Annotated in this window: 19 protein-coding genes; 4 read left to right on the top strand and 15 right to left on the bottom strand. The window is 67.1% G+C overall.

Annotation, left to right across the window (positions count from 1 at the left end; all coding sequences use genetic code 11):
- Positions 1 to 92 precede the first annotated feature (92 nt).
- Both AC6IW9_RS17095 and AC6IW9_RS17090 read left to right on the top strand, forming a co-directional pair.
- Positions 93 to 266, top strand: a complete 174-nt coding sequence (locus AC6IW9_RS17095; RefSeq protein ID WP_497765292.1) for a DUF29 family protein — start codon at positions 93 to 95, stop codon at positions 264 to 266.
- Positions 242 to 547 carry a DUF29 domain-containing protein gene (locus AC6IW9_RS17090; RefSeq protein ID WP_497765291.1) on the top strand — a complete coding sequence of 102 codons (306 nt, stop codon included), beginning with the start codon at positions 242 to 244 and terminating at the stop codon, positions 545 to 547. The genes AC6IW9_RS17095 and AC6IW9_RS17090 overlap by 25 nt, the downstream gene beginning before the upstream one ends.
- On the opposite strand, the gene AC6IW9_RS17085 is transcribed toward AC6IW9_RS17090, so the two are convergent.
- The 11 genes from AC6IW9_RS17085 to cckA all read right to left on the bottom strand — a co-directional run bounded on the left by AC6IW9_RS17085 (position 536) and on the right by cckA (position 12,252).
- Positions 536 to 1,924: a pyruvate dehydrogenase complex E1 component subunit beta gene (locus AC6IW9_RS17085; RefSeq protein ID WP_497765290.1), complete on the bottom strand. Its 1,389-nt coding sequence runs from the start codon at positions 1,922 to 1,924 to the stop codon at positions 536 to 538. The two genes, AC6IW9_RS17090 and AC6IW9_RS17085, sit on opposite strands and share 12 nt — an antisense overlap.
- A 238-nt stretch (positions 1,925 to 2,162) precedes the next feature.
- Entirely contained in the window at positions 2,163 to 3,203 is a 1,041-nt protein-coding gene (pdhA, locus tag AC6IW9_RS17080) for a pyruvate dehydrogenase (acetyl-transferring) E1 component subunit alpha (protein WP_497765289.1), read from the bottom strand.
- 192 nt (positions 3,204 to 3,395) lie between these two features.
- Complete coding sequence (locus AC6IW9_RS17075) at positions 3,396 to 4,634, bottom strand: DNA methyltransferase (RefSeq protein WP_497765288.1); 1,239 nt, start codon at positions 4,632 to 4,634, stop codon at positions 3,396 to 3,398.
- A gap of 22 nt (positions 4,635 to 4,656) precedes the next feature.
- Positions 4,657 to 5,787: a tRNA guanosine(34) transglycosylase Tgt gene (tgt, locus tag AC6IW9_RS17070; RefSeq protein ID WP_497765287.1), complete on the bottom strand. Its 1,131-nt coding sequence runs from the start codon at positions 5,785 to 5,787 to the stop codon at positions 4,657 to 4,659.
- On the bottom strand, positions 5,784 to 6,161 hold the full coding sequence (locus AC6IW9_RS17065) for a hypothetical protein (RefSeq protein WP_497765286.1): 378 nt from the start codon (positions 6,159 to 6,161) through the stop codon (positions 5,784 to 5,786). Before AC6IW9_RS17065 ends, tgt begins: the two co-directional genes overlap by 4 nt.
- Positions 6,158 to 7,207 (bottom strand): tRNA preQ1(34) S-adenosylmethionine ribosyltransferase-isomerase QueA, encoded by a 1,050-nt coding sequence (gene queA / locus AC6IW9_RS17060; protein ID WP_497765285.1) that lies wholly within the window; start codon positions 7,205 to 7,207, stop codon positions 6,158 to 6,160. Before queA ends, AC6IW9_RS17065 begins: the two co-directional genes overlap by 4 nt.
- Positions 7,208 to 7,430: 223 nt before the next feature.
- Positions 7,431 to 7,883 (bottom strand): peptidylprolyl isomerase, encoded by a 453-nt coding sequence (locus AC6IW9_RS17055; RefSeq protein ID WP_497765284.1) that lies wholly within the window; start codon positions 7,881 to 7,883, stop codon positions 7,431 to 7,433.
- Positions 7,884 to 7,967: 84 nt separating this feature from the next.
- Positions 7,968 to 8,522 (bottom strand): peptidylprolyl isomerase, encoded by a 555-nt coding sequence (locus AC6IW9_RS17050; RefSeq protein WP_497765283.1) that lies wholly within the window; start codon positions 8,520 to 8,522, stop codon positions 7,968 to 7,970.
- An 18-nt stretch (positions 8,523 to 8,540) separates the two neighbouring features.
- Positions 8,541 to 9,035: a pantetheine-phosphate adenylyltransferase gene (coaD, locus tag AC6IW9_RS17045; RefSeq protein ID WP_497765282.1), complete on the bottom strand. Its 495-nt coding sequence runs from the start codon at positions 9,033 to 9,035 to the stop codon at positions 8,541 to 8,543.
- 85 nt (positions 9,036 to 9,120) lie between these two features.
- Positions 9,121 to 9,423, bottom strand: coding sequence for a type II toxin-antitoxin system RelE/ParE family toxin (locus tag AC6IW9_RS17040; RefSeq protein WP_497765281.1), 303 nt, complete (start codon positions 9,421 to 9,423; stop codon positions 9,121 to 9,123).
- 309 nt (positions 9,424 to 9,732) lie between these two features.
- Positions 9,733 to 12,252, bottom strand: a complete 2,520-nt coding sequence (gene cckA / locus AC6IW9_RS17035; RefSeq protein ID WP_497765280.1) for a cell cycle histidine kinase CckA — start codon at positions 12,250 to 12,252, stop codon at positions 9,733 to 9,735.
- Positions 12,253 to 12,486: 234 nt separating this feature from the next.
- Between cckA and AC6IW9_RS17030 the strand changes: the two genes are divergently transcribed.
- A complete protein-coding gene (locus AC6IW9_RS17030) occupies positions 12,487 to 13,440 on the top strand; it encodes a hypothetical protein (protein ID WP_497765279.1) in 954 nt (317 codons plus the stop codon).
- 63 nt (positions 13,441 to 13,503) lie between these two features.
- Here AC6IW9_RS17030 and dksA read toward each other — a convergent pair whose 3' ends face one another.
- The 4 genes from dksA to nhaA form a co-directional block, all read right to left on the bottom strand.
- Positions 13,504 to 13,920 carry an RNA polymerase-binding protein DksA gene (gene dksA / locus AC6IW9_RS17025; RefSeq protein WP_497765278.1) on the bottom strand — a complete coding sequence of 139 codons (417 nt, stop codon included), beginning with the start codon at positions 13,918 to 13,920 and terminating at the stop codon, positions 13,504 to 13,506.
- A gap of 182 nt (positions 13,921 to 14,102) precedes the next feature.
- Positions 14,103 to 15,323, bottom strand: coding sequence for an NADP-dependent isocitrate dehydrogenase (locus AC6IW9_RS17020; RefSeq protein WP_497765277.1), 1,221 nt, complete (start codon positions 15,321 to 15,323; stop codon positions 14,103 to 14,105).
- Between the two features lie 198 nt (positions 15,324 to 15,521).
- On the bottom strand, positions 15,522 to 15,860 hold the full coding sequence (locus tag AC6IW9_RS17015; RefSeq protein WP_497765276.1) for a hypothetical protein: 339 nt from the start codon (positions 15,858 to 15,860) through the stop codon (positions 15,522 to 15,524).
- A 67-nt stretch (positions 15,861 to 15,927) separates the two neighbouring features.
- The gene (nhaA, locus tag AC6IW9_RS17010; protein WP_497765275.1) at positions 15,928 to 17,130 is read right to left on the bottom strand and encodes a Na+/H+ antiporter NhaA; all 1,203 of its coding nucleotides are present in this window, start codon (positions 17,128 to 17,130) and stop codon (positions 15,928 to 15,930) included.
- Between the two features lie 113 nt (positions 17,131 to 17,243).
- Here nhaA and AC6IW9_RS17005 point away from each other — a divergent pair, with 113 nt between their 5' ends.
- On the top strand, positions 17,244 to 18,353 hold the full coding sequence (locus AC6IW9_RS17005) for an anhydro-N-acetylmuramic acid kinase (RefSeq protein ID WP_497765274.1): 1,110 nt from the start codon (positions 17,244 to 17,246) through the stop codon (positions 18,351 to 18,353).
- The last annotated feature ends 17 nt before the right edge of the window (positions 18,354 to 18,370 follow it).

Here is an 18,370-nt window from a genome sequence, read left to right as displayed (position 1 = left end):
AATTTCGAGCCGATTTTGGCGGCGAGACGCCGACGATATATTCTCAGCATAACGCCAGCCGCAACGACATCGATCATCGCGGGGAGGACAGAATGGCCACGAGCCGGCTCTATGACAGCGATTTCTACGCCTGGGCCAATGAGCAGGCGACTCTCCTGCGCGAAGGCAAGCTCGCGCAAGCCGACAGCGAGCATATCGCGCAGGAAATCGAGAGCATGGGGGCAAGACTGAGAAGCGCAAGTTGGCGAGCCGCCTCGAGATTTTGATTCTCCACCTCCTGAAATGGCGTTTCCAGCCGTTGAAGCGCACTGCGAGCCGGAAAGTATCGATCACCGTCCAGAAACACGAGCTCGAGGATCATCTCGACGACAACCCGAGCCTGAAACCGCTGATCGAAGGCATCTCGACCAAGGTTTATGGGGATGCGGTTCTGCGCGCCATGCTCGAGACCGGCCTGCCGAAACCCGCCTTCCCGGACGCCTGCCCCTGGTCCTTCGAGGAGCTGATCGCCGAAGACTTCTGGCCCGACGAGCCGTCAGCGGTATAGAACCGCCTTCGCCGCCGCGATCACCTCGGCGACGGACGGCAGAGCCAGCTTCTCAAGATTGGCGGCATAGGGCATGGGCACGTCCTTTCCCGCTACGCGCAGCACCGGCGCGTCGAGATAATCGAAGGCCTCCTCCTGCACGCGGGCGGCGATCTCCGAGCCGACGCCGCATTGCGGCCAGCCCTCCTCCACCGCCACGCAGCGACCGGTCTTCTTCACCGATTCGACGATGGCCGGGACGTCCATCGGCCGCAGCGTGCGCAGATCGATCACCTCCGCCTCGATCCCCTCCTTGGCGAGCGCCTCGGCGGCGGCGAGCGCATGGACGACGCCGATCGAGAAGGAGACGAGCGTGACATGAGCGCCCGCCCGCGCGACGCGCGCCTTGCCGATCGGGATAAGGAAATCCTCGAGAATCGGCGTGTCCCACTGCTTTCCGTAGAGAATCTCGTTCTCCAGAAAGACCACGGGATTCGGATCGCGGATGGCGCTCTTCAACAGCCCCTTGGCGTCGGCGGCGTTGGACGGGGCGATCACCTTCAGCCCCGGCACCTGAGAGAACCAGGCCGAATAATCCTGGCTGTGCTGGGCGGCGACGCGCGCGGCGGCGCCGTTCGGCCCGCGGAAAACGATCGGGCAATTGACCTGGCCGCCGGACATATAGAGCGTCTTCGCCGCCGAGTTCACGATATGGTCGATCGCCTGCATGGCGAAATTGAAGGTCATGAATTCGCAGATCGGCTTCAGCCCGGCAAAGGCCGCGCCGACGGCGAGGCCGGCGAAGCCATATTCGGTGATCGGCGTATCGACGACGCGGCGCGCGCCGAACTCCTGGAGCAAGCCCTGGGTGACCTTGTACGCCCCCTGATATTCGGCGACCTCCTCGCCGATGACGAACACATCCGGGTCGCGCCGCATCTCCTCGGCCATGGCGTCGCGCAACGCTTCACGCATGGTCATCGGGATGAAGGTGGCGTCGGTCGGGATTTCCGCCGCGGCGGCAGGCGCGGTCGGAGGCGCTGCGGGAGCCGGAACAGCGGTCGCAGCCGCGGGTTCGGGAGCGGATGCGGGCGCTTCCGGAGCCGCGGCGGGCGCACTCGACGGCGGCGCGGCGTCCACGGAGCCAATCTCCTCGCCCTCTTCGGCGATGACGGCGATCGGCGTGTTGACCGCGACATTCTCGGCGCCGCCAGGCACGAGGATGCGGGCGAGCACGCCTTCGTCGACGGCCTCGACCTCCATCGTCGCCTTGTCGGTCTCGATCTCGGCGATGACGTCGCCGGCCTTGACCTTGTCGCCCTCGTTCTTCAGCCATTTGGCGAGCTTGCCCTGCTCCATGGTGGGCGAGAGAGCGGGCATGAGGACATTGACGGTCATGGATCTATCCGCCGAAAGAATGAAGGGCGCGGCCCTCCTTCTCCCATTTGTGGGAGAAGGTGGCCTCGCGAAGCGAGGTCGGATGAGGGTCCGACGCAGCGTCGATATCGTTCGTCGATGGCGGAACAGATCTCCGAGCGTCCGGATGTGGAGAGAGCCCTCATCCGACCCGGCTGCGCCGGGCCACCTTCTCCCGCGAGCGGGAGAAGGTGGGAAGAACGAAGATTCCGCCCTCTCTTCATAGAACGACATCCGTCCACAATTCGCTCGGATCGGGCTCCGCGTCATTGGTCGCGAAATCCGCGGCGTAGGAGACGACCTTGCGCACCGCCGCGTCGATCTGCTTCAGCTCGTCCTCGCTCGTCCCGGCGGCCAGCAGGCGCGCGCGCACCTGTTCGATCGGGTCCTGCTCCTCGCGGACCTTCTGCACCTCTTCCTTCGAGCGATATTTCGCCGGATCGGACATGGAGTGGCCGCGATAGCGATAGGTCTTGGCCTCGATCAGGAAGGGCCCCTTCCCCGCCCGGCACCAGTCGAGCGCCTCGGTCGCCACGGCCGCGACGGCGCGCACGTCCATGCCGTCGACCTGCCGCCCGACGATGTTGAAGGCTTCGCCACGCTTGGAAAAATCGCGCTGGGCCGAGGAGCGCTCGACCGACGTGCCCATGGCGTAGCGATTGTTCTCGACGATATAGACCACCGGCAGCTTCCAGAGCTCCGCCATGTTGAAGCTCTCATAGACCTGCCCCTGATTGGCGGCCCCCTCTCCGAAGAAGGTCAGCGAGACGGAATCGGTCCCACGATAGGCGTCGGCGAAGGCGAGCCCCGCTCCGAGCGGCGCCGGCGCCCCGACGATGCCATGGCCGCCGTAGAAATTCTTCTCGCGCGAGAACATGTGCATGGAGCCGCCCTTCCCCTTGGAATAGCCGCTCCTGCGCCCGGTGAGCTCCGCCATCACACGCTTGGGCTCCATGCCGCAGGCGAGCATATGGCCGTGGTCGCGATAGCCGGTGATGAATTGATCGGTGGGCCGCGCCGCCATGCGCGCGCCGACGACCACCGCCTCCTGGCCGATATAGAGATGGCAGAAGCCGCCGATGAGACCCATGCCGTAGATCTGGCCGGCCTTCTCCTCGAAGCGGCGAATGAGCAGCATGGCGCGATAGGCGGAAAGCTCCTGCTCGCGCGAAAATTGCAGTACGCCGTCCACGGCGGGAGCGCCCTGCGCCGCCCCCGCGACATCGGCGAATTTCGCGTCGTTCTTTTCCCCTGCCGGCATGGCCGCGCATCCCCGTCGGTCCGACGACATTATCTGGGAGCGTGAGAGGCGATCCGCGAGCCCTCGTTCCCCCACCCGCGTCGCGGCGAGCGCTCCGCCGCTTCGCAGGATAGCGCGAAAGCGCGGCCGAGACGAGCCGTCCGGCGAACAAGAGCGTCGGATAACGGCGCGCATCGCGGCGACGGGCGTACGTCACATCCTTCGGAGCGTCACCACGCGATTGGTGTTCGTGCCTTTGATATTGTTGCCGACTCCCCAGCAATTGCTGGTCTTGGTGAAGCTCTGGCTGTTGACGAGCACGAACGAGCGCTCGAATGGCAATCCTTCCGCGGCGCGCCACGCCAGCCGTTCGAGCAGCACTCTGCCGCCGCGCACCTCGCCGACTTCGAAGGCGACATGACCGCCCGGCGCGAGGACGCGGGCGAATTCCTCGAGGCACGAGCGGACCATCTTCTCCCAATCCGCTTCGCTCCGGTGCGCGGAAATCCGCACCTCGCTCGCATCGACGCCGGCGAACCAATTGCGCAGCCAATTGTCGCTCGCATAATGCACCACGTCGAGGAAAGGCGGCGAGGTGACGACGAGCCGCGCCTCGCCTTCGCCGAGGAAGGGCGCGCGCCAAGCCTCGGCCGTGGCGAGCAGCGCGGGCGGATGCGGCGGCGGCGCGCCATCGGCGAGCAGCGCCCGAGATTTTCGCAGGATCAGCGCCGCTACGTCGCGAAACGGCGGCGTCTGCCTGCGCTTTTCGTTGATCTTGGCCTGCGCCTCGACCGAGACCGCCTGATTCGGCGGCAGCGAATAGACCGAGAAGAAACCCGGCGAATGTCCGGTGAGGCGGTTGATGGCGACCATTCTGATCCAGTCGTCGACCGGATCGGGCTCGCCGCCGAGGGGCGCGCGGTCGAGAAGATGGCGGCGCAATGCGCAGAGCCGCCGCAAAGTCTCCGGGTGGTAGAAGACGAGGAGGTCCTCGCGCTCGATCTCCCCCCGCTCCCATGGAATTTCCGCGAGTCGCCGCTCGATCGCGGCGAGGCTCGGCGGCGAGAGGCGTGGACGAGTCAGCAGGATGGAGAGCGGATTGATGTCGGCGCCGACCGGCCGCCGGCCCTGCAGCGCCGCCTGCACCGGCGTGGTGCCGCGCCCCATGAAAGGGTCGAACACCGCCTCGCCCGGCTTGGTGAGACGAGAGATGAAGAACTCCGGCAATTGCGGCTTGAAGCAGGCCCGATAGCTGATCTCGTGGATCGAATGCGCTTGCCGCTGCGCGGAGGTCCAGAATTCATTGACGAGATAGACGACGCCTTCTTCCTCCACGCGCCGCGTCGGCGAGCCGAAAGCGTCGAAGGCGATGAGCTCGCGCTCGAGCGACGATGACCCCGAATCGTCGTCGACAGTCTCCGAAACCGATCGTCGAGCGAAAGCGTGCGGCATGAATCACCTCGTATCTCGCCGACTATAGACTTGCTCCCTCCCCTTTCGCCCACCCTTCCCTCGTCTCCCCGATGAAATCCGTGAGCCTCCCCTCCTCGATCGCGCGGCGCAGGCCCGCCATCAGCTCTTGATAATAAGCGACATTGATCTGCGTCAGCAGCATCATGCCGAGGATTTCGCCGGCCTTCATCAAATGATGCAGATAGGCGCGCGAATAGACGCGCGCCGGCTCACAGGAAGACTCCTCGTCCAGCGGCGCCGGATCGTCGGCGTGGCGGGCGTTGCGCAAGTTCACGCGGCCGAAGCGCGTGTAGGCGAGGCCGTGGCGGCCGGCGCGCGTCGGCATCACGCAATCGAACATGTCGACGCCGCGCGCGACCGATTGCAGGATGTCGTCCGGCGCGCCGACGCCCATCAGATAGCGCGGCTTGTGCTCCGGCAGATGCGGCATGACCGTCTCGAGCATCGCCAGCATCACCTCCTGCGGCTCGCCGACGGCGAGCCCGCCGATGGCGAGGCCGTGAAAATCCATCGCCGCCAGCGCCCGCGCGCTCTCGACGCGTAGCGCGGGAGAGTCGGCTCCCTGCACGATGCCGAAGATCGCCTTGCCCTTCTGCTCGCCGAAGGCGGCGCGCGAACGTTCGGCCCAGCGAAGAGACAGGCGCATGGCGCGCTCGGCCTCCTCTCCCGTGCAAGGCAGCCGCACGCATTCGTCCAGCTGCATATGAATGTCGGAGTCGAGCAGGCGCTGGATCTCCATCGAGCGCTCGGGCGTCAGCAGATGGCGCGAGCCGTCGATATGCGACTGGAAGGCGACGCCCTCTTCGTCGAGCTTGCGGAGCTTTGCGAGCGACATCACCTGGAACCCGCCGGAATCGGTCAGGATCGGACGCGGCCAGTTCATGAACCGATGCAGGCCGCCGAGCGCCGCGATCCGCTCCGCGCCGGGGCGCAGCATCAGATGATAGACATTGCCGAGCACGATATCGGCGCCCGCGGTCCGCACGTCCTGGGGAAACATCGCCTTGACCGTCGCCGCCGTGCCGACCGGCATGAAGGCGGGCGTGCGAATGTCTCCGCGCGGCGTCGAGACGAGGCCGCGCCGCGCGGCGCCGTCCTTCGCGAGAAGGCGAAACTCGAATTGCCCGGTCATGCGTCTCCCGTTCCCGTCTTGTCCGCCGTTCCGTTCTTGGCGCCGAGCGCGGCGACCTTGACGATCTCATACAGGCCGAGGTCGCATTCGTTCCAGTGAACCGTGAAGCGCTCGCCGACGCGCATGACGGCGTCTCGAAAATCCGTCCGCCAGCGCTCGCTCGCGCCGGCGCCGAAATCGATCGCGCCGTCGCGCCGCAGCACGAAGGGCCGGCATTTTTCGCCTGCGAGATCGCAGGCGCCGAAGCTGTCCCAATGCGAGACGATGCGGCGACTCGCGGCGTCGATGCGCAGATCGAAAGTCAGCGGGCATTCGGTGCGATCATCGCGCCACAGGGCGAGGACGCGCACATCGAGGAAGGGCGCGTCGCTCATCGCCGCAGCAGCAGGCAGGCGTCGCCGTAGGAGTAGAAGCGATAGCCGGAGCTTATCGCATGGGCATAGGCCGCCTTCATGCGCTCCAATCCGGAGAAGGCCGAGACCAGCATGAACAGGGTCGAGCGCGGCAGATGGAAATTGGTGAGCAGCGCGTCGACGGCGCGGAAGCGATAGCCGGGCGTGATGAAGATCGCCGTCTCGCCGGCGAAGGACGCGAGGCTCCCATCTCCACGCGCCGCGGTCTCGAGGACGCGCAGCGCCGTCGTGCCGACCGCGACGACGCGGCCGCCCCGCGCGCGCGTCTCGTTCAGCGCATCGGCCGTCGCGGCGTCGAGCTCGCCCCATTCCGCGTGCATTTCGTGCGCCTCCGTATCCTCGGCCTTGACCGGAAGAAAGGTGCCGGCGCCGACATGCAGCGTCACATGCCGGAGCGCGACGCCTCGTTCGCTCAGCGCATCCACGAGCCGCGGCGTGAAATGCAGGCCCGCCGTCGGAGCGGCGACGGCGCCGGCGCGGGCGGCGAACAGGGTCTGGTAATCCGTTTCGTCGCGCGCGTCGGCGGCGCGCTTGCCGGCGATATAAGGCGGCAACGGCATGACGCCCGCCGCCTCGACGGCGGCGTCGAGGGCCGCGCCCGAGAGCGAGAAAGCGAAGAGGATTTCGCCGTTCCCGCTCTTTTCGAGAACGCGCGCGTCGAGTCCCGCCTCTCCGAAAGTCACGTCCTCGCCGGCCGCGAGCTTCTTCGCCGGCCGCACGAGCGCGCGCCAGCGATCCTCGCCGACGCGTTCGATCAAAGTCGCTTCGATATGCGCCCGCGAATCTCCGCGCGTGCGAGAGCCCGAAAGCCGCGCGTGAATGACGCGCGTGTCGTTGACGACCAGCGCATCGCCCGGCGCGAGCAGCCGCGGAAGGTCGGAGACGGAACGATCGGAGAAGGCGCCTTCCGGCGGGACGACGAGCAGCCGTGCGCTGTCGCGCGGGCTCGCGGGTCTGAGCGCGATCGCCTCCTGAGGCAGCTCGAAATCGAAGAGATCGACGCGCATGATTTTTTGAGGCGAAGTCGTCGTGCGCGACTCCTTCTCCCACTCGTGGGAGAAGGTGGCCCCGCGAAGCGGGGTCGGATGAGGGTCCTGCAGGCGGGGGCGAACTCTCGAACGCCCCCGCCTCATCGACCGAGCGAGTCGAAACGTCGAGAGCCCTCATCCGACCCGGCTTCGCCGGGCCACCTTCTCCCGCAAAGCGGGAGAAGGGCGGCGCCGCCGCCTATCAGCCGAGCGTCGCCTTGATGATCTTGTCGGGGTCCTTCACCGGCTCTCCGCGCTCGAGCTTGTCGACGTTCTCCATGCCCGAGATCACCTCGCCCCAGACCGTATATTTCTTGTCGAGGAAGCGGGCGTCGTCGAAGCAGATGAAGAATTGCGAATTGGCCGAATCGGGATGCTGCGCGCGCGCCATGGAGCAGGTTCCGCGCACATGCGGCTCCGCGTTGAACTCCTGCTTCAGGTCCGGATATTTCGAGCCGCCCGTGCCGGTTCCGTGCGGGCAGCCGGTCTGCGCCATGAAGCCCTCGATGACGCGGTGGAACACGATCCCGTCATAGAATCCTTCCGACACGAGTTTCTTGATATGGGCCACGTGATCGGGGGCGAGATCGGGGCGGAATCTGATCACCACGTCGCCCTTCGTCGTCTCGAGCTTCAACGTATCGGCGTCGCTCATGTCGGCTCCTGTTCTGTTCGGTTTCTCGTCGCGAGGCGAAGCAATCCGGGGGCCGGCGGCTCCCCGGATCACGGCGCGCTCCGCTCAGCTCTCGTCGCCGGCGAGGCGCAGCTTGATGATCTTGTCGGGATTCGAGACCTTGCCGTTGTCGGCCTTGTCGCCCTTCTTGATCTTGTCGACGACGTCCAGGCCCGACACGACCTCGCCGATCACCGTATACTGCTCCTCGAGATAGCGCGCCGGCGCGAGGCAGATGAAGAATTGCGAATTGGCCGAGTTCGGATCCTGGCTGCGCGCCATGCCCACCGTGCCGCGCAGAAACTTCTCCTTGGAGAATTCGGCGGGGATGTTGGGCAGGTCGGACTTGCCCATGCCGGTGCCGGTCGGATCGCCGGTCTGGGCCATGAAGCCGTCGATGACGCGGTGGAACACGACGCCGTCATAGAAATGGCGCTTGGCCAGGGTCTCGATCTGGGCCGCATGCTTGGGCGCGATGTCGGCGCGCAGCTTGATGACGATGCGGCCGTCCTTGGTGTCGAGATAGAGCGTGTGCGGCTCGGCCTCCGCGGCGTGGCCGAAAGTCGGAACGGCGGCGGCGAGCGCGGCCGCGAGCGCGAAGGCGCGGCGATCGATGAGCAATGGAACCTCCCTGTTGCTTTATGGTCGGCGGCTGGAGAGCGCGCGACGCAGAGCCTCGGCCGCCTGCGGCGGGACGAAGGGCGAGACATCGCCTCCGAGCGAGGCGATCTGCCGCACGAGCGTCGCGGTGATGTGCCGGACGGCCGGAGACGAAGGCAGAAAAATGGTTCTGATCTCCGGCGCCATGGCGAGATTCATCCCCGCCATCTGCATTTCATAGTCGAAATCGGCGCTGTCGCGCAATCCACGCAAGATGATCTCCGCCCCATGCGCCCGGGCGGCGTCCACCGCGAGGCCGTCGAAGGAGACGACCTCGAAGGAGCCTTCGAGCCCGGCGCAGACTTCCCGGATCAGCGCGATGCGGTCCTCGAGCGTGAGCAGCGGCGTCTTGCCGGGATGAGCGCCGATGGCGACGACCAGCCGGTCGCAGAGCCCGGCGCCGGCGCGGATCACGTCGAGATGGCCGAGCGTGAGCGGATCGAAGGAGCCGGTGTAGAGGGCGGAGCGGGTCATGGAGGCGATATAGGCGATTTTCGTCTATCCGTAACCTATGAGAGAAGGCAAGCGGCGCCGTCCGAGGCTCGACGCGAGCGCGGCGTCACGTTCTGGGCAGAATTTCGCTCGTGACCTCTCGGCGCCCATGTAAACTACAGACAATGCAAACTAAATCTTCTGTGTCCCTGTGACGGTAGACCACCAGATAGGGAAAGACGACGCCAACGCGAAGATGCTCGCCCAGACTCGACCGGAGCGGGCAGCTGTTTGGGTAGACGCTCAGCCGATCGAAAAAGCTCTCGAACTTGGCAATATATTTTTTCGGCCGCGGCGACGCCGGCTTCGCGAGCAATAGCGGACAGGATCTGGTCGAGATCGCCGTCGGCGACGTCGGTGACGACGACACGCGCCATCACCTTTTGAGAGCGGCGAGGCGGGCCGCGTTGCGCTCCTTGTGCGCGTCGAGCGCGATGACTTCTCCGCGCTCGACGCGCCCGGAGGCCCTTCTCCACCAGCGGCTTCGCCCAGGACAAGTCGTTTTCGTCGATCGCACGCTCGGCGATGCGCTCCTCGAGGAGCCGGCTCACGGCGTCCTCCAGAGACGCAAAATCGCCCCGCGCCACGCGCGCGCGGAGCCATGCCTCTTGATGTGCGGTCAAAGTGATCTGCATGACGCCTTCGATGTCACGAAACACGCGCAGGCGCGACCCGCGCTTCACCCCAAACTCGCCTTCACCGTCTCGATCAGCTGCTTCAGGCTGAACGGCTTGGGCAGGAAGCCGAAATCGCCGTCGGGCAAATTCTTCGCGAACGCCTCCTCGGCATAGCCCGAGACGAACACGACCTTCGCCGTCACGCCGCGCTTGCGCAGCTCCGCGAACATGGCGGGGCCGTCCATCTCCGGCATCACCACATCCGAGACGATGAGGTCTATGCGCGGGCCTTCGCGATCCACCACTTCCAGCGCCTCGACGCCGGAGCTCGCCTCCAGCACGCTATAGCCGCGCGAGACCAGGGCGCGGGCGGCGAAGGCGCGAACGGCGTCCTCGTCCTCGACCAGCAGAATGCGCCCTTGCCCCGTATAATCGGCGGCGGGCTTCGGCCCTTCCTGCTTCGCCGGAACCTCGCCGACCTCCGGCACATGCCGCGGCAGCAGGATGCGGAACACGGTCCCGCGGCCGACCTCGCTCTCGACGAAGACGAAGCCGCCCGACTGCTTGACGATGCCGAACACCATGGCGAGGCCGAGGCCCGTGCCCTTGCCCACCTCTTTGGTGGTGAAGAAGGGCTCGAAAATCTTCGCCTTCACGTCCGCCGGAATGCCGGAGCCGTTGTCCTCGACCTCGATCGACACATAATCGGCGGCGGTGAGCGAGGCCTCGCCGAAGCCCGCGCATTCGGCCGCGGGGACATTGCGCGTGCGCAGAGTGATGCGGCCGCCCGTCTCCGGCATGGCGTCACGGGCGTTGACGACGAGATTGATGACGACCTGCTCGAACTGATTGATGTCGGCCTTGACGAACCAGAGGTCGCGGCCGTGCTTCAGATCGACCTCGACCTTCTCGCCGACGAGGCGCCGCAGCAGCAATTGCAGCTCGGAGAGCACGTCGCCGAGCTGCAGCACCTGCGGGCGCAGAGTCTGCCGCCGCGAGAAGGCGAGCAATTGCCGGGTCAATCCGGCGGCGCGATTGGCCGTCTGCTTGATCTGGATGATGTCCTGGAAGGAGGGATCGGTCGGCCGGTGATTGGCGAGCAGCAGATCGGAATAGCCGATGATCGCCGTCAGCATATTGTTGAAGTCGTGCGCGACGCCGCCGGCGAGCTGGCCGACCGCCTGCATCTTCTGCGACTGGGCGAAGCCCTCCTGCAGCTTGCGCTGCTCGGTCGTGTCGAGCGCATAGATCATCGCGCCCTTGCCGCCGGCGTCCTCCGCCGGCGTGGCGAAGAAGCGCGCCGAGCGCGTCGGCCTTTCCTCGCTCTCCTCCAGAGCGGCGTCGATCGCCTCCACATCGCCCTTGTTGTCGAGCGCCGCGGCGATCGCCTCGCGCAGCGCCGGGCGATCGCGCTCGACGACGCCGTCGAGGATCGGCCAAGCGGCGCCGCCTTTCATCGCCTGCGGCAGAAGCTTGGCGAAAGCCGCGTTGGAGCGGGTGACGCGGCCGTTCTGGTCGAGCGCGGCGATCGCCATGGGCGTCGAGTTGAAGAAGCGCGCGAAGCGCACCTCGGCGGCGCGAAGATCCTCCTCCGGCTCCTCGCCCGCGGCGCGGTTCAGCACGAGCGTTCGCGAGTCGCCGGGCGTTCCGTCCTGGCCGAAGGCGACGCGATGCAGCAGGCGCACGGGAAGCGTGCGGCCGTTGCGGCGCTTCAGATCGAGATCGATCTGCGCCGTGCGCACCTCGCCCGCGCCCCCGGCGACCGAGGTGATGAGCGTCGAGCCGCTGTTGGCCACGATGTCGGCGAGCGCGACGCCGCCCGAGCCGACCTGCGTCAAATCATAGCCGAGCCAGCCGGCGAGCGTCTTGTTCATATAAGAGATCGCCCCGTCCGGCGCGGCCGAGAAAAAGCCGGCGGGCGCATGGTCGAGAAAATCGATCGCATGCTGAAGCTCCTGGAAGAAATTCTCCTGCCGCTGGCGATCGGCGGTCGCGTCGACGACGGTCCACAAATTGGCGACGTCGCCGCCCTCGCGCGCCAGGGGCCGCACGCGGATGCGATACCAGCCGACGTCCGCGTCGCCCGTGAGCGGCGGCGCGAGGCGAATGTCTTCCGCATGCGGGCGCCGCGCGCGCGCGGCCTGGGCGAGACGATAGACCGCCTCGGACACATCGGCCGGGCCCGAAAACAGACGTTCGACGGTGACGAGACCGGCCGCGTCACGCGCTCCGCACAATTCCATATAGGCGTCGTTGGCGTAGACGATCTGGGAATCGCCTTCGGTCACGAGCAGCCCTTCCGAGAAGGTGTCGGCGATTTGCCGCGCGATGTCGCGCCGCGCCGCAGCGGCCGGAAGGCGCAGGAAGCCGACCGCATAAGCGAAGGCGGAGAACACGCCGCCGACCGCGAGCAGCGCCAGCAGGCCGGCCGCGAATTTCGGCGCGACGGACGCCGGCAGGAGCGAAGCGAAGACGATCGCGCCCACGAGCCCGATCGCGAGCGCGAGGACGAGCCCGATGTTTCCGGGTCGTTCGGTCCGGTCGTAGGCGGGCGGCGCCGGCCTTTCGAGCCTGTCGTGCATTCTGAACGGAGTCTCGTTCGGTCGCGCCCGGCGAAATGGGCCGGCGCTGAAGTGAATCGCGTTAGACAATGACCTTCCGCGCGACGCATGGCAACGCCCGCGCGCCGATTTCCCGGTGCGCCGCGCCCTCTCCGTCGCGCGCGTTAACCATTGATTAACCTTTCGGGCGCGCTTGCTTCGAAAACTGATAGATTGCATGCTCGCGCCGCGTCACGACGAGAGAAAAAGCGATTCATGCCACCCAGCATCACCCAGTCCCAGCTTCTGCCGATCCTCGCTGCGGTCGTGGCGTTCCTGTTCGCGGCGCTCCTGCTGCTCTACATCTACAGGCTCTTGTTCGGACGCCGCATCAAGGCGCCCGGACCGCGCAATCGGCCGCGGCGGCTCGACATCGTCGACACGTTCGACCTCGACGGCGACCGCCAGCTGGTCATCGTGAGGCGCGACAATGTCGAGCATCTGCTGCTGATCGGCGGTCCCAACGATCTTCTGGTCGAAGGCGCCATCACACGGGTCGAGGCGCGCGACGCGCGGCCGCGCGAGGCGCCGGCGGCGGCCGGCTGGCCGCTCGCTCCGCCGCCACCGTCTTCGCTCGGCCCGATCCCGCCGCCGCCTGCCGAGATCGGCGCGCGGCCCGCCGAGGTCGCGCCGCCGCCCGGCCTCGCTCCGCTGCCCTCCGACATGTTCGCTCCGCCGCCACCGTCCCCACCGGTCAAGCCGCCCGCAGCGCCGCCCATGTCGCCGGCAGGCGAAGGTCAGCCGGCAGCCGCGCCTCGACCTGCCGCGGCCTCCCGCTTCGCGCCGCCGCCGCGGCCCGGCTTCACGCCGACGCCGAGAACTCCGCGGCCGCCGCCCCCGCCTTTCCTTTCGCGCACGCAGCGCTCCGCGTCCCCGCCAAGCGCCGAGGGCGCGGCTCCCGCGCCGCCGTTGCCGCCGCCCGAGAAGGCGCCTGCCGAGATTACGCCGCACGCGCCGGGTCCGCCTGCGCCGCGGCCGCCCGCCGCGGCTGCGCCGCTTCCACCAGCGCCGGCGGCTCCCCCAGCGCCGGCGGCTCCCCCGTCCGCGCCTCCGGCGACGCCGGCTCCAGCGGCCGCGCCGAAGTCGGGCGCGGAGGTCGATCCACTCGATTCGCTGGAAGCGGAAATGGCGCGGCTGCTGGGGCGGCCCGAACCCAGCGACAAGAAGTGAGCCATAACGGCGGCGCCTGCGGAAAGACCGCGGGCGCCATGAGGCCGCGAGCGGCGAGCGCCTTCAGTCGTCGCGATAGACCCGTTCGCGGCGTTCGTGACGCTCCTGGGCCTCGATCGACAATGTGGCGATCGGCCGTGCGTCGAGCCGCTTCAGGGAAATGGGCTCGCCGGTCTCTTCGCAATAGCCATATGTGCCGTCTTCGAGACGCGACAGAGCCGCGTCGATCTTGGCGATGAGCTTGCGCTGGCGATCGCGGGCCCTCAGCTCGATCGCTCGGTCGGTCTCCGAGGACGCCCGATCGGCGAGGTCTGGATGATTCTCGTTCTCGCTTTGCAGAGTAGCCAGCGTGTCGCGGCTCTCCTGCAGAATTTCCTCTTTCCACGTGAGCAGCTTGCGCCGGAAATACTCGCGCTGCCGCTCGTTCATGAAGGCTTCCTGGTCGGACGGTTTGTAGCTTTCGTCTATATCCACCGCCATGGCCTCGAATCCTCTCTCAGCCTGAACGCGGCGTCTATATAGCCGCGCCGTCCTGGCAGCACAATCACTTCCGTCCGAGGGGCTTTAGAGCGCTTTCCGCTCGAACGGAATTGTCGAGCGATCAGAATTCCCTCCGAACGGAATGCGTGAACGGTTTCCGATCCGATCAGAGTGGAAGTCCCCTAGACGCGTCCCGCGAGCGCCGATTTCAGATTGGCGTCGATCTTGTCGAGGAAGCCGGTCGTCGACAGCCATTTCTGGCGATGGCCGACGAGCAGCGCCAGATCCTTGGTCATGAAGCCCTGCTCCACCGTCGAGACGCACACGTCCTCGAGCGTTCGAGCGAAAGTGGTCAGGGCGGAATTGCCGTCGAGCTTGCCGCGATGGGCGAGCGCCCGCGTCCAAGCGAAGATCGAGGCGATCGAGTTGGTGGACGTCTCGTGGCCCTTCTGGTGTTCGCGGTAGTGGCGGGTCACCGTGCCATGGGCCGCTTCCGCCTCCACCGTCTGTCCGTCCGGCGTCATCAGCACGCTGGTCATCAGGCCGAGCGAGCCGAAGCCCTGCGCCACGGTGTCGGACTGCACGTCGCCGTCATAGTTCTTGCAGGCCCACACATAGCCGCCCGACCATTTGAGCGCCGAGGCGACCATATCGTCGATCAGACGATGCTCATAAGTGAGGCCGAGCGCCTCGAATTTCGTCCTGAACTCGGCGTCGAACACCTCTCGGAAGAGGTCCTTGAAACGCCCGTCATAAGCCTTCAGGATCGTGTTCTTCGTCGAGAGATAGAGCGGGAACTTGCGCGCGAGCGCATAGTTCATCGAGGCGCGGGCGAATTCGCGGATCGACTCGTCGAGATTGTACATCGCCATGGCGACGCCCGCAGCGGGGAACTCGAACACCTCCTTCTCGATCACCGTCCCGTCGTCGCCCTCGAATTTGATGGTGAGCCGGCCCTTGCCCGGCGTGCGGAAATCGACGGCGCGATATTGATCGCCGAAGGCGTGGCGGCCGATCACGATCGGCTGCGTCCAGCCCGGCACGAGGCGCGGAACGTTCTTGCAGATGATCGGCTCGCGGAAGATGACGCCGCCGAGAATATTGCGGATCGTGCCGTTCGGCGACTTCCACATTTCCTTGAGGCCGAACTCCTTCATGCGCGCTTCATCCGGCGTGATGGTCGCGCATTTGACGCCGACTCCATGGCGCTTGATCGCCTCGGCGGCGTCGATCGTCACCTGGTCGTTGGTGGCGTCGCGATTCTGGATGGAGAGATCGTAATAGAGCAGCTCGATATCGAGATAGGGGATGACGAGCTTGTCCTTGATATAGGCCCAGATGATCCGCGTCATCTCGTCGCCGTCGAGCTCGACGACCGGCTTTTCGACCTTGATCTTGCTCATCCAGTTCTCCCGCGTCAGGCCCCGGCCTTATAACGCCCGAGCGGCGCGAGGCAAAGCGGGCGCCATCGGGAAGGCGATGCGGCGCCGCCCCTGCCGAGGGCCGTCATCGGGAGGAGCGAAGCGACGAAGCAGGGGCCGCCCCACGGCCCTGGATCGCTTCGCTCGCGATGACGCCGCGACGAAGCGATCATGCGCAATTTACGGCGCGCAGACGGGCCGGTCGTGGCGCTTCTTCACCACGTCGATCTCGGTGAGCATTTTCTTCACGTCGTCGATCGCCTTCCGCTCCGCGGCGGTGAGCTCGCGGCGCGGCTCGAAATGGGCGAGCAGAACGGCGAGCGCGTCGCCGATCCGGCCGAGCTGCTTGCCGTAACTGCCGACGTCCATCAGCACGTCTTCTTCCACTTGCGGCGCGCTGGAGCGTCCGAGATTGATGTTGACGAGGCCGAGCTGGCTTCCATAGGGGCTGAAGAAGGCGGTCAGCGGATTGATGGTCTGGGTCACGTCGCCGGAAAGGGGGAGTTTGAAAAGCGGCATGGGTCGAGCCTCGCGAAAGAGCGGCCGGAAAGCGCGCGCATAATCGCACGCTTCTATCCCATGTTCATCAGCCCGCGTTCTCCGGCGGCCGTGAGGCGCGCGCCTTGCCGGCGAAGCTCAGCCGCAAAGTCAGCGCCCCCAGCGCGATCGACGCCAGTGAGCCGGCGAGCACGCCGATCTTGGTCGCGCGCAGCGCGCCCGGATCGGCTTCGAAGGCGATCTGGCCGATGAACAGGCTCATGGTGAAGCCGACGCCGCATAAAGCCGAGACGCCATAGAGCTGCGCCCAGCTCGACCGCGTCGGACGAACCGCGAGGCCCGTGGAGATGGCGAGAGCGAGCGCCGAGAAGACGCCCAACTGCTTGCCGACGAACAAGCCCGCTGCGACGCCGATCGTGACGGCGCCGGCGGCGTCGGAGAATGCCCCTTCCCCGATTGCGACGCCCGCATTGGCGAAGCCGAACAGAGGCAGAATAAGAAAGGCGACGAAGGGGTCGAGCCCATTCTCCAGCCGATGCAGCGGCGTGCGCTCGTCCGGATCCGCTCCCGGGACGCGCAGCGGAACGGCGGCGGCGAGCAGCACGCCGGCGAGCGTCGCATGCACGCCGCTCTTCTCGATGCAATACCAGAGGATCGCGCCGAGCAGCAGATAAGGCGTCAGCCGGCGCACCTCGAAAAGATTGAGGCCGAGCAGGAGGAACAGAGCGACGCCGGCGCCGAGCGTCGGCGCCGCGGCCGGCCGGCCGGCGTAGAACAGAGCGATGATCAGGATCGCGCCGAGATCGTCGAGAATAGCGAGCGCCGCCAGAAACACCTTGAGCGCCGCAGGCACGCGGTCGCCGAGCAGCGACAGCACGCCGAGCGTGAAGGCGATGTCGGTCGCCGACGGGATCGCCCAGCCCCGCTGCGTCCGGGGCGAATGAATGTTGAACGCCGCATAGATCAGAGCGGGCGCCGCCATGCCGCCCAGCGCGCCGAGGCCGGGGAGAATCCGCGCCGACCACTGGCGCAGATGGCCGTCCGCCAATTCGCGCTTGATCTCGAGCCCCACGAGGAGGAAGAAGATCGACATCAGCCCGTCGTCGATCCAGTGCAGCGCGGGCAGCGGGCCGATCGGCGTCTCGAGCGCGTGATGATAGGCTTCGGCGAAGGGCGAGTTGGCGAGGACGAGAGCCAGAGCGGCGCTGCCCATCAATATGACTCCCCCCGCCGCCTCGCTGTCGAGGAAGCGTCGGAGGGTCGAGCGGAAGCGACGAGGCCGGCGGTCCATCGAGAAGGCTCCAGGAGCGGCGCAGGACCTCCGTCTTGGGCGATTTTCCGCGGCCATTCAATGCAAATCGGGTCGCGGATGCGCGCGCTCGGCTCCTATAGGGGAGAGCAGACATGACCATCGTCCGCGCCATCGGCCTGATGTCCGGCACATCGATGGACGGCGTCGACCTGGCTCTGCTCGAGACCGATGGAGACGCGCGACTCTCCTTCGGGCCGACATTTTTCGTCCCCTATCGGGACGAGGACCGCGCCTTGCTGCGCGCGGCTCAGGCGCAAGCGGCCGTGCTCCGCGACCGGACGTCCCGGCCCGGCTCGATCGCCGAGGCCGAGCGGATGGTGACCGAGCGCCACGCCGAGGCGGTCGAGACCTTCTTGCGCGAGAATGCGATCGAGGCCGCGTCGATCGACGTGGTCGGCTTCCACGGCCAGACCGTCCTGCATCGTCCCGAGCGGCGTCTCACCGTGCAGATCGGCGACGGCGCCGCGCTGGCGCGACGTCTCGGCATCGACGTCGTCTACGATCTACGCGCCGCCGATGTCGCAGCCGGCGGCCAGGGCGCGCCGCTCGTGCCCGTCTATCATCGCGCGCTGGTCGCCGCGAGCGGGCTCGCGGGCCCGATCGCCGTGCTGAATATCGGCGGCGTCGCCAATCTCACCCTCGTCGACGGCGCGGCCGAGCCGGTCGCCTGCGACACCGGCCCCGGCAATGCGCTGATCGACGATCTGATGCTGGCGCGCACGGGCGCCCCGCTCGACCGCGACGGCGCGGCCGCGGAGGCGGGCCGCGTCGACGCGGCGGCGCTCGCGCGCCTGCTCGCCCATCCCTATTTCGACGCGCCCCCGCCGAAGTCGCTCGATCGCAATGATTTCTCGCTCGCGCCGGTCGATCGCCTCGCGACTGCGTACGCCGCGGCGACGCTCACCGCCTTCACCGCCGCCTCGATCGGACGGGTGTTTCCCCTGCTGCCGGCGGCGCCGCGCCTCGCGATCGTCTGCGGCGGCGGCGCGCGCAATCCGACCTTGATGCGCGCGCTGGCGGCGCGCCTGCCCTGCGAGGTGAAACGCGCGGAGGATTTCGGCTGGTCGGGCGAGGCGATCGAGGCGCAGGCTTTCGCCTTTCTCGCCGCGCGATCGCTGCAGGGCCTGCCGCTCACCTTCCCGACGACGACCGGCGCGCCGGCGCCCCTGCCCGGCGGCGTGCTGGCGCGCGCGGCCGGTTGACGACTTCTCGAGACTTT

The sequence above is a fragment of the Methylosinus sp. shoA genome (assembly GCF_059718125.1).
This window is presented reverse-complemented; position numbering and strand designations above follow the sequence as displayed.